This window comes from Kribbella sp., from assembly GCF_035687465.1.
Classification (GTDB): domain Bacteria; phylum Actinomycetota; class Actinomycetes; order Propionibacteriales; family Kribbellaceae; genus Kribbella.
In genome coordinates, this window is sequence record NZ_DASRXP010000612.1 from 1 (window position 1) to 10656 (window position 10656).

General features: G+C 67.8%; 14 protein-coding genes. 3 read left to right on the top strand and 11 right to left on the bottom strand.

What is annotated here, in order from left to right:
- A partial coding sequence (locus tag VFG33_RS32385; protein WP_325056798.1) for a hypothetical protein occupies positions 1 to 290 on the top strand: 290 nt, incomplete at its 5' end.
- Here VFG33_RS32385 and thiC read toward each other — a convergent pair.
- On the bottom strand, positions 277 to 1905 hold the full coding sequence (gene thiC, locus VFG33_RS32390) for a phosphomethylpyrimidine synthase ThiC (protein WP_325056799.1): 1629 nt from the start codon (positions 1903 to 1905) through the stop codon (positions 277 to 279). The two genes, VFG33_RS32385 and thiC, sit on opposite strands and share 14 nt — an antisense overlap.
- Positions 1906 to 2158: 253 nt before the next feature.
- On the opposite strand from thiC, the gene VFG33_RS32395 reads away from it, so the two are divergent.
- Together VFG33_RS32395 and VFG33_RS32400 are read left to right on the top strand one after the other, a co-directional pair.
- A complete protein-coding gene (locus tag VFG33_RS32395; protein ID WP_325056800.1) occupies positions 2159 to 2908 on the top strand; it encodes a lysophospholipid acyltransferase family protein in 750 nt (249 codons plus the stop codon).
- Positions 2909 to 3122: 214 nt separating this feature from the next.
- Positions 3123 to 3647 carry a hypothetical protein gene (locus tag VFG33_RS32400; RefSeq protein WP_325056801.1) on the top strand — a complete coding sequence of 175 codons (525 nt, stop codon included), beginning with the start codon at positions 3123 to 3125 and terminating at the stop codon, positions 3645 to 3647.
- Positions 3648 to 3726: 79 nt separating this feature from the next.
- Here the strand turns inward: VFG33_RS32400 and VFG33_RS32405 are convergent, their stop codons facing one another.
- The 10 genes from VFG33_RS32405 to VFG33_RS32450 form a co-directional block, all read right to left on the bottom strand.
- Complete coding sequence (locus VFG33_RS32405) at positions 3727 to 3960, bottom strand: hypothetical protein (RefSeq protein WP_325056802.1); 234 nt, start codon at positions 3958 to 3960, stop codon at positions 3727 to 3729.
- A gap of 14 nt (positions 3961 to 3974) precedes the next feature.
- Positions 3975 to 5102, bottom strand: a complete 1128-nt coding sequence (locus tag VFG33_RS32410) for an inorganic phosphate transporter (protein WP_325056803.1) — start codon at positions 5100 to 5102, stop codon at positions 3975 to 3977.
- Between the two features lie 76 nt (positions 5103 to 5178).
- Positions 5179 to 6177 carry an inorganic phosphate transporter gene (locus tag VFG33_RS32415; RefSeq protein WP_325056804.1) on the bottom strand — a complete coding sequence of 333 codons (999 nt, stop codon included), beginning with the start codon at positions 6175 to 6177 and terminating at the stop codon, positions 5179 to 5181.
- A 2-nt stretch (positions 6178 to 6179) separates the two neighbouring features.
- Positions 6180 to 6812, bottom strand: coding sequence for a DUF47 domain-containing protein (locus VFG33_RS32420; RefSeq protein ID WP_325056805.1), 633 nt, complete (start codon positions 6810 to 6812; stop codon positions 6180 to 6182).
- A gap of 139 nt (positions 6813 to 6951) precedes the next feature.
- Complete coding sequence (locus VFG33_RS32425) at positions 6952 to 7263, bottom strand: DUF202 domain-containing protein (RefSeq protein WP_325056806.1); 312 nt, start codon at positions 7261 to 7263, stop codon at positions 6952 to 6954.
- 5 nt (positions 7264 to 7268) lie between these two features.
- The gene (locus VFG33_RS32430; RefSeq protein WP_325056807.1) at positions 7269 to 7610 is read right to left on the bottom strand and encodes a YidH family protein; all 342 of its coding nucleotides are present in this window, start codon (positions 7608 to 7610) and stop codon (positions 7269 to 7271) included.
- Positions 7607 to 8848: a glycoside hydrolase family 3 N-terminal domain-containing protein gene (locus tag VFG33_RS32435; protein ID WP_325056808.1), complete on the bottom strand. Its 1242-nt coding sequence runs from the start codon at positions 8846 to 8848 to the stop codon at positions 7607 to 7609. Before VFG33_RS32435 ends, VFG33_RS32430 begins: the two co-directional genes overlap by 4 nt.
- 44 nt (positions 8849 to 8892) lie before the next feature.
- Positions 8893 to 9378: a MarR family winged helix-turn-helix transcriptional regulator gene (locus VFG33_RS32440; protein ID WP_325056809.1), complete on the bottom strand. Its 486-nt coding sequence runs from the start codon at positions 9376 to 9378 to the stop codon at positions 8893 to 8895.
- A 69-nt stretch (positions 9379 to 9447) separates the two neighbouring features.
- Positions 9448 to 10065: an ion channel gene (locus VFG33_RS32445; protein WP_325056810.1), complete on the bottom strand. Its 618-nt coding sequence runs from the start codon at positions 10063 to 10065 to the stop codon at positions 9448 to 9450.
- 35 nt (positions 10066 to 10100) lie between these two features.
- Entirely contained in the window at positions 10101 to 10610 is a 510-nt protein-coding gene (locus VFG33_RS32450) for an acyl-CoA thioesterase (RefSeq protein WP_325056811.1), read from the bottom strand.
- Positions 10611 to 10656: the final 46 nt, after the last annotated feature.

Below are 10656 nucleotides of genomic sequence, written 5' to 3' on the forward strand. Positions count from 1 at the left end.
GGGCGGGGGTACTCGGCGCGGGAGAACCCGGAGTACTGGGCGCCGGCGTACCGGGAGTGGTCGGGTCGGGGCTCGGTGGTTGGGTCGAGGGGGTCACGCTGTTCTCCTGCCCTGCGGTCGGGGGCGGGTCGGACTCGCTGCCGCAGCCGCTGAACAGCAGCAGACCTGCGACGACCACACCCGCGGCGGCGTACCTCATGCTGAATCACCTACCGCTGTCCATGGTAGGCGTCCGACACCAGCACGCCGCCGGCGAGCAGATCGGACCGGAGCTCGTCAGGCCGGGGTGACCGGGAGGTAGACCTGGGAGTCGTTGGCCTTGAAGGTTTCCGACATCTCCTGGAACCCTGCCTCGATCGCCTCGGCCGAGTCCAGGCCGTGCTCCTCCGCGTACTTGCGGATGTCCGCGGTGATCCGCATCGAGCAGAACTTCGGCCCGCACATCGAGCAGAAGTGCGCGGTCTTCGCCGGCTCGGCGGGCAACGTCTCGTCGTGATACGACCGGGCCGTGTCAGGGTCGAGCGACAGGTTGAACTGGTCTTCCCACCGGAACTCGAACCGCGCTCTGGACAATGCGTCGTCCCAGTCCTGCGCACCCGGGTGTCCCTTGGCCAGATCGGCCGCGTGGGCGGCGATCTTGTACGTGATCACACCGGTCTTCACGTCGTCGCGATCCGGTAGGCCGAGGTGTTCCTTGGGTGTGACGTAGCAGAGCATCGCAGTACCGAGCCAGCCGATCTGGGCGGCCCCGATCGCGCTGGTGATGTGGTCGTAGGCCGGCGCGATATCCGTTGCCAACGGCCCCAAAGTGTAGAACGGGGCCTCGCCGCAGAGCTCCTCCTCGAGCCGGACGTTCTCCGCGATCTTGTGCATCGGCACGTGCCCGGGTCCTTCGATCATCACCTGGACGTCGTGCTCCCAGGCGATCCTGGTCAGCTCTCCGAGGGTCCGGAGTTCGGCGAACTGGGCCGCATCGTTCGCGTCCGCGATGCAGCCCGGACGAAGCCCGTCACCCAGGGAGAACGTCACGTCGTACTGGCGCAGGATCTCGCAAAGCTCGGCGAAATGCGTGTACAGGAAGGATTCCTGGTGATGCGCGAGGCACCACGCGGCCATGATCGAGCCGCCTCGCGAGACGATCCCGGTGATGCGCTTGGCGGTCAGCGGCACGTACCGCAACAGCACGCCCGCGTGCACCGTCATGTAGTCGACGCCCTGCTCGCATTGCTCGATCACGGTGTCGCGGTAGACCTCCCAGGTCAGCTCGGTCGGGTCGCCCTTCACCTTCTCCAGCGCCTGGTAGAGCGGCACGGTGCCGATCGGGACCGGCGAGTTCCGCAGGATCCACTCGCGCGTCTCGTAGATGTTCTTGCCGGTGGACAGGTCCATCACCGTGTCCGCGCCCCAGCGGGTGGCCCAGACCAGCTTCTCCACCTCGTCTTCGATCGAGCTGCTGACGGCCGAGTTGCCGATATTGGCGTTCACCTTCACCAGGAACTTCTTCCCGATGATCATCGGTTCGGACTCGGGATGACGCCGGTTCACCGGGATCACCGCGCGGCCGCGGGCCACCTCGTCCCGGACGAACGACGGATCAACGCCTTCCCGTACTGCGATGTAGCGCATCTCCTCGGTGATGGTGCCCGCCCTCGCATGCGCCAACTGGGTCAAAGGCTCCCGCCCCGTGATCCAGTCCCGCCGCAGCGCGGGCAACCCGGTCTGGACGTCGATCGCGGCCGACGCGTCCGTATAGGGGCCGGACGTGTCGTACAGGTCGAAGTGCTCCCCGTTGGTGAGATTCACCCGCCGGAGTGGGACTCTCAGCTCGCCGGTGTAGATCTTCTCCGACCCCGAGATCGGGCCGGTGGTGACACTGGGGCGAACAGAGTTGTCGATAGTTGTCACGATGCTGCTCCCTACGCCGGAATTACCCGGACAGGTTCGGCGGTCGGCGGCGCCGGATCTCCCCAGCCGCCCTCTCAGCCCGCCACAGCGCGAGCTCCCGCGGTATCAACTTGTCGCAGTCACCCTAGCCAAAGATTGCGTACTGCGTACTGGATCCGCGCGCCCCGCCGGGATGGGTCAGCATTTGCCCAGCGTCAGCAGCGTCACGCGCTCGGCCGGTGTGCCGTCAGGTGAGAACCGGTAGCGTCAGAGAATGCGTGACATCATCTATCCGCCGGTCATCGGCTTCGCCAAGACCGCGTTCAAGGTGCTGGACCTGACGATCCGGCTCTCCGGCACCGAACTCATCCCGCGCACGGGTGGTGCGGTGCTCGCGCTCAACCACATCAGCTACGTCGACTTCGTGATCGGCGGGTTCGGCGCGCAGCCGAGCAAGCGGCTGGTCCGGTTCATGGCCAAGGAAGTGCTGTTCCGGAACCGGTACTCCGGACCGCTGATGCGCGGCATGCACCACATCCCGGTGGACCGGGGTGCCGGCGCGGCGTCCTACCGCGAGGCGCTCCGCTATCTGAAGGAGGGCGAGATCGTCGGGGTGTTCCCGGAGGCGACGATCAGCCGCTCGTTCGAGCTGAAGGAGTTCAAGTCCGGCGCGGTCCGGATGGCGGCGGCCGCCGGGGTGCCGATCATCCCGATGGTGCTGTGGGGCACCCAGCGGATGCTGACCAAGGACCACCCGAAGGACTTCTCGCGCCACCAGACGGTCGCGATCACCGTCGGCGAGCCGCTGACCGTGACCCGGCGCGACGACGCGACCGAGGCCACTGAGCGGCTGCGGAAGAGTATGAGCGGCATGCTCGACCGGACCATCCGGGCCTATCCGGAGCAACCACCCGGCGCCTGGTGGTTGCCCGCGTCGTACGGCGGTGGCGCGCCCACCCCGGAGGAGGCCGAACGGCTCGACCAAGAGGAGCTCCGCCGCCGCGCGGACCGCCCCAAGAAGTAGTTCCGGGCTGCTTCGGCCGTGGTTCGCGGCGGCCGCTTCGTGCCAGCACGTCCGGACGGGTTCTGGGCAGGGCCTTGACCCCGGGTGCGAGTCGGGAGTAGCAAGAACCTTTGGTGTCGTTACGGGACCTGGGGGGTCGCTGTCGACGCAGGCCGGGCGGGCCCATCCCTGGGCGCCTCCGGCCGGTTGTCATCGGGCGGGCGGGGGAAGTTTGTTGTTCTACTCAGACGAGGAGCTGCATCTCTTCGAGCCGGGCACGTTGTCGATCCCGGCGGACGTGGCGGAGGAGATCCCGGACGCGGGCGTGTTCTTCCTGTCCTGGGCGACCCAGGGCCTGCGACCGGATCAGGCGCGGGAGATCGAGTCGGCGGTGAACGGCCGGCGCTGCCAGAACGGCTGGTTCCCGCTCGAGCGGCTGGACAACATCGGCCATCGGGGCTTCTGGCGCGGACCGCTGACCTATCTGGCGAAGATGACGGCCAGGGACCCGGTGATCCTGCAGGCCTGGGCGTCCACCGGACTGCACGGGGAGAGCCGCCGCCGGATCGACGCGACCGCGAACCACCTGCTCTTCACCCAGGGCCACGCCGCGGCGGCGACGTGGGTGATCGCAGTACGCCCACAGGCCTATCTCAGCCTGTCGGAACTCGGCGACGACCTCTACAACAGCTGGAACGAGTGCGTCACGTCCCTCCGTACCAAGGACATCGCCAAAGCCATCCGCCGCTGGAACCGCTAACCACTGACCTGCTTGCGTCCGAAGAACTGGAGGGACGTCCCGCCAGCTCTTCGGACGCAACTGATTGATGGGCGGAGGGTCAGTGGAATTGGGGGATGATGAGGTAGAGGCCGTAGAGGACCGCGGCTACGCAGGCGGCGAAGCAGGCGCCGGCGACCGCTGTGTCCACGACTGACACGGTGCGCTTCTCGTCCACCGCGACCGCTCGCCGCGACAGCGCCGAGACTGCGACGGCGAACAGCACCGCGATCCCCACCCCGAACACCAGGCTCGCCACGGCGACCTGTCCGAGTGCACCCCAGTCGATATGCATCTGTGGATCTCCCTTCAGCTCGCGGCGACCGTGGTGGCAGCGGTCGGGGTGTCGTTGACGTTCTTCGAGGTGACCGCATTGCGCCGCGACGCGACGTACAGGCCGAGTCCGGCGGCAGCGGCGGCGACCGCGATGATGGCGACGCCGAGGTTGCCCGAGTTCGCGACCCGGCCGGCCAGGGCACCGACGATCGCCGCGGCAGGCAGCGTGAACAGCCAGGCCAGCGCCATCCGGCCCGCCACTGTCCAGTGCACCTCCGCCAGCCGCTTGCCGAGGCCAGCCCCGAGGATGCTGCCCGAACACACCTGCGTGGTGGACAGCGGGAAGCCCAGGTGCGAGGACGCCAGCAGTACGGCGGTCGAGCTGCTCTCGGCGGCGAATCCCTGCGGCGACTCGATCTCGGTCAGGCCCTTGCCCATCGTACGGATGATCCGCCAGCCGCCCAGATAGGTTCCGAGCGCGATCGCGGTGCCGGCCGCGAAGATCACCCAGAGCGGCGGTCCCGAACCCTGCGAGAGACTGCCGGAGGTGATCAGCACCAGCGTGATGATGCCCATCGTCTTCTGCGCGTCGCCGGTCCCGTGCGCCAGCGAGACGAGCGACGCGGAGGCGATCTGACCGGCCCGGAAACCGTCGTCGACCGTCTTCTTCCGGGCCCGCTGCGTGATCGTGTACGCGAAGTAGGTGCCGAGCAGGGCGACGATACCGGCCACGATCGGCGCGGCGACCGCGGGCACGATGATCTTGGCGACCACGTTGCTGAAGTTGACCGCGTCCGAGCCGGCCGCGATCCAGGTCGCGCCGATCAGCCCGCCGAACAGCGCGTGCGACGACGAGCTGGGCAGACCGACGTACCAGGTCAGCAGGTTCCACAGGATCGCGCCGACCAGACCGCCGAAGATGATCGGCACGGTGATCAGGGCGTCGTCCACCAGCCCGCTCGAGATCGTCTTGGCCACCTCGGTGGAGACGAAGGCACCGACCAGGTTCAGGATCGCGGACAGCCCCACCGCGACCTTCGGTCTGAGCGCCCCGGAGGCGATGGAGGTGGCCATCGCGTTGGCGGTGTCGTGAAACCCGTTGGTGAAGTCGAACACCAGGGCGGTGATGATCACCACCACAACAAGAAACGACAGATCCATACGATCACATCCCAGGGGAGGGCGGCGTGAGGAACGCATCGACGCTAAGCACCCCGGGTTAATGAAGGATGAACTACTACTCCAGGATCAGGTGCGCGATCCCGTAACAGCCCGCGGCGACGAGGCCGGCCGCCGGGATGGTGAGGACCCAGGCGGTGACGATGCCCCTCGCGACACCCCAGCGCACCGCGGAAAGCCGTTTGGTGGCACCGGCACCCATCACGGCCGAGGTGATCGTGTGCGTCGTGGAGACCGGTGCGTGCAGGCCGATCGCCATCACGTAGAGGACGGTCGCCGCGACCGCCTCGGAGGCGAAGCCGCGGGCCGGGTCCAGGTGGATGATCCGGCGGCCCAGGGTCCGCATGATCCGCCAGCCACCGGAGTAGGTGCCCAACGAGATCGCCGTGGCGGCTGAGATCTTCACCCAGACCGGGATGCCCTCGCCGGCGTCGACGTGACCGGTGGCGAGCAGTGCGAGGAACATCACGCCCATCGTCTTCTGGGCGTCCTGCAGGCCGTGCCCCAGCGCCATCGCGGCAGCGGACAACGACTGCGCGAGGCGGAAGCCGCGGTTGACCTTGCCCGGATTGCTCCGCCGGAAGACCCAGAGGATCGCGGTCATCAGACCGAAGGCGCCGAGGAAGCCGATCGCCGGCGACAACACCATCGGGATGACGACCTTGTCCAGGATGCCGGACCACAGCACCACGCTCGTGGACGCCAGCCCGGCTCCGACCAGACCCCCGATCAGCGCGTGCGACGAGGAGCTCGGCAGCCCGAAGTACCAGGTGACCAGGTTCCACGTGATCGCGCCGATCAGGGCCGCCAGGACGACCACCAGCCCGTGCCGGCCCGAGGGGATGGTGATGATGCCCTTGCCCACCGTCTCGGCGACCTCGGTACCGAGGAAGGCGCCGACGAAGTTCATCACCGCCGCCATCGCCAGCGCCACCCGGGGCGTCAGCGCCCGGGTCGAGACCGAGGTGGCGATCGCGTTGGCGGCGTCGTGGAAACCGTTGGTGTAGTCGAACGCCAACGCGATCACGATGACCGTGACGACGAGCGTGAGCTCCACGCTCAGCTCTCCTTGACGGCGATCTGTTCGACCGTGTTGGCGACGTGTTCGAAGGCGTCGATCGCGGCCTCCAGCAGGTCGACCACGGTCTTCACCTTCATCACTGTCAGCGCGTCGTACTCGCCGCTGAACAGCCTGGCGATCAGCCGGCGGTGCACCGCGTCGCCGGTGTTCTCCAGCCGGTTGATCTCGATCCAGTACTCCGCCAGATCCTTCATCGTGCGCAGCCGGGGCATCGCGTCAGCGGTCAGGGTCGCCGCCCGCTGCAGGACCTCGATCTGTTCGGCGACCTCCTCCGGCAGCTTCTCCAGCGCGAAGAGGTGGACCGAGTCGACGGCCTCCTCCATGTAATCCATCACGTCGTCCAGATCGGATGCCAGCCGGTAGATGTCCTCCCGGTCGAACGGCGTCACGAAGGTCGAGTTGACCCGGCGGATGATCGAATGGGTGGTCTCGTCGGCCGCGTGCTCGGCATCTTTCATCTGGGCGGCGATCTGACGGCTGGCCCCGAAGCCGGAGCCGCTGGTGGAGCCCAGTAACTCGGCGAGAATCCGTACTCCGTCGACCAGGTGGGTGGCCGACTCGGTGAAAAGGTCGTAGAACGTCGGGTCGTTCGGACGCAGACGTAACGGCACTTCAAGCTCCGGATGAACGAGGGACAAACCGTGATCATGCTAGGGGCAACGGACTGTTGACGGGGCATCCGCCCGCTCAACCTACCTCCGGGCGCCGACACCGCCCGCCTGAACACGTGCTTTGCGTGAGCAATCGGCTTCAGTGGGTGATCACGGCATAGAGGTCGAACAGGCCCACGACGAGCACCAGACCGGCGGCCGCGGTGAGGACCCGGCCCGAGGCCAGCACCTGCGGAGAGTGAGCGGCCCGGCGGTACACAGCACTCACCGCCGCCCAACAGCCGAGGGCCAGCACGATCACGACGATGCCCAGCCCGGACCGCACGCTCGACGAACCGTGCCCGGAGGCGAGCAGCAGGACGCCGTTGGCGACCAGGCCGAGCGCGGTCCGCCGCCAGGCGAGCAGCGTCCGCTCAGGTTGCAGGCCCGGGTCCGGGGGCGTCGGGGCCACCGGGATCAGCGCCAGGCGGCGAGCAGCAGACCGGCCACTCCGACCACGGCGATCGTTGCTCCGAGCATCAAAGGCAGCCTGGTCACCGGCAGCCGGGCGCCGCTGCGCATCGCGGTCAGGTTCTGCTGCCAGCGCCGGTACGCCCGTGCTGTGGTGACCAGGCCGACGGCCACCAGGACCACCCCGATGATCCGCGCCGGCCAGCGTCCGCCGCCGAGGTCGAGGAACTGGACTGCGGACAACCCGCCCGCATAGCAGGCGAGTGAGGTCCGCAGATAGGCCAGGTAGGTCCGCTCGTTGGCCAGCGTGAAGCGGTAGTCCGGCTCGTTCTCGGGTGGCGTGCTCAACTGCACGTCACCAGACCGCGGTTCTGCTTCAGCGTGAGCACCCGGCGGACGCTGCTCTGCAGGAGAGCCGCGAACGCCTTGTCCTGCTGGGCTTTTCCGACCAGCGCGTTGATCATCACCGAGGTCAGCGAGGTCTTCGCCGTGATCACGACGTCGCCGCCGGCCGCGACGAACCGGGTGGCCCGATCCCCGGCCGGCACGGATGCCACCTCGACCGCCGCCCCGACGTCGTCGGTGATCACGACCCCGCCGTACCGGAGGTCGCCGCGCAGCATGCCCTGGATAATCGTGGGCGAGAAGACCGCCCGATTGTCCGGGTCGATCTTGGTGTAGGTGACGGTGGAGATCATCACCAGGTCCGAGCCGGCCTGGATCCCCTTCGCGAACGGGGCGAGGTCGGCGTCGCCCCGGACGGTGACGTTGTCGACGACTCCAGAGGAGAAGTCGGTGTTGCCGCGCACCCGGCCAAGGCCAGGGAAGTGCTTGACGGACGTCATCACTCCGGCCGCATCCATGCCTTGGATGAAGGCGGCCACGTGCTGACCGACCGGACCCGGAGTACTGCCGAAGTTGCGGTCCAGCGCACCGATCGGGGCGTTGCTGTCCCCCAGGGACGCCGGTACGACGTCTGCGACTGGCGCGAGGTCGATGTTGACTCCGGCCTGCTTGAGCTGCTGCCCCCAGCCCGTGGCCTCACTGGTCAACTTCTGGGTGGACCACGTGCCCTGCACAGTGGCCGCGGGGATGCGGTCGAAGCCGGAGCCCTTGAGGCGCTGGATCTGGCCGCCCTCCTGGTCCGCCGCGACAAAGGGTTTGATGCCGTGCGTAGTACTGGTGGTGGAGACCGTGGCCATCGCAGTACGGGTGTGGCTGAGGCTGCCGCTGCTTCCCATCAGGAGGACCCCACCTGGTTTCTGGGCGCGCACCACAGAGCGTTCGGACGAGGTCATCCCGGTTGCGTCGATGCCGGTCATGATCAGCTGGGCCGCCTTCTCGCGCAGAGTGAGCGCTGCCAGCTTCTGGTCGACACAGCTGCCTACCGGAGTGCTCGGTGGCTTGGTTGGCGTGTTGGACGGCGTACTGGGTGGGGTCGCCGTCGGCGTGCTGGACGGGGTGATCGGCACAGAGGACGACGGGGCAGTACTGGGACCAGCCGTCGGCGGCGAGGCAGTGTCGTTGCAGCCGCTGAGGAGGAGAGCGGCCACGACTACTACGGCTGCGCGTCGGGTGGTCTTCATCAGGCCCATTGTTACGGATCGCCGTCGGCTCTTCCGGAGGGACGTCAGCGGGTCTCCCAGATCTCACTGTCGTACGTGCCGCCGGAGTGCTTGGCCAGCGCCGCGCAGATCTCGCGCAACTGCTCGACCTGTTCTTCGCTGAGCGCGTCGAAGACTGCCGCGCGGACCGTCTCGACATGGCCCGGTGCGGTCTCCCTGAGCTTCTGGCGGCCTTCTTCGGTGATGATCGCGACCTGGCCGCGCCGGTCCGACTCGATCCCCTCGCGCCGCACCCAGCCGACCTGCTCCAGCCTGTTCACGGCGTGCGAGAGACGGCTGCGCGAGCCCAGGGTGGCCACGGCGAGCTCGCTCATGCGCAACCGGCCGTCCTCTGCGTCGGACAGCCGGACCAGGATCTCGAAGTACGTGTGCGGCATGCCGGCGTCACGTTGCAGCTGCTGCTCGATCCTGGAGTTGACCACTCGCTGAGCCGCGATGAAGGCACGCCAGGCCTGTTGCTCTCTGTCGTCCAGCCACCGGGGTTCCGCCATGGTCGCAGCGTATCCATGTCCCGGCCCTGATGCCGCGTTCTGCTGTGGCGATCCCAGCCGGAGGTCGGATCAGCTTCGCCTGGCGACGGTGAGGCCGACCAGGCGGGACACGACCATGGCGACGTAGCCGAGGCCGGCGAGCTGTTCCAGCATCACCACCGACCGTCCCCAGGATGAGATGGGCACGATGTCGCTGAGGCCGGTGCTGGAGAGCGTGGTGAAGCTGAGGAAGAGCAGCTCCATCCAGGTGCGGTCCTGCATCGGGTTGACCGCAGCAGTGAAGCTGTTGGGCTCCAGAGCCTGCACGAAGACGAACACGTAGGCGAAACCCCAAGCCACCAAGGTGAAAGTGGCTCCTGTGGCGTAGAGCTCATCCACGCTGACGTCATGGTCGGACAGCATGTACCGAAGCAGGCTGTAGGCAGCGTAGAAGTAGAAGGCCGCGTGGAAGGCGCCGGAGATCGGCACGATCACGTCGGTCGGCCGGAACGCGTCCACCAGGGACAGGGCGACACCGGGGATGCCCAGGCAGATGCTGATCCATGTCAGGCCGGGGGTGGACCTCACAGAGAACACGGCGAGCACCAGGACGACGATGCCCAGGGTCTCGAAGGCCACCCGACCGCCGCGGGAGTCCTCCATCAGCGGGTAGACCAGCACGCCGAGCAGCTGCACTACGAGCAGCACGGCCGACGGGTGAAGCCTTGCTCTGTGGAACAAGATCATTCGATGGCCTCACGGGACGCGACGATCGCCGCCCGCCGGGCCAGCCGGTGGCTGCGCCGGATCTCGGCCTCGCGCATCCGCCGGCGGTCCTCGTCGGTCTCGGGCACCACCCGCGGGACCTGCCGCGGCTTGCCCTCGGCGTCGACCGCCACGAACACCAGGTACGCCGTCGCCACGTGGACCTGCGGACTGACGGAGTCCCAGCGGTCCGCGGTGATCCGGACGCCGACCTCCATCGAGCTCCGGCCGGTCCAGTTCACCTGGGCGCTGAAGTGCACCACGTCACCGACCCGGACCGGGACCAGGAAGACCATCTCGTCCATCGAAACAGTGACGGCCGGTCCCCCGGAGTGCCGGGCGGCGACCACGCCCGCGGCCGAGTCGACCAACGTCATGATCACGCCGCCGTGCACGGTGCCGAGGAGGTTCGTCTCGTTCTGCGCGGTGATGTGCGACAGCGACAACCGGGTCGCCGACGCCGACCGTGACGACGGGGTGTCAGACATGCGCGCGCTCCTCAAGATGACGACAAACCGGACGCAGGATATCCGG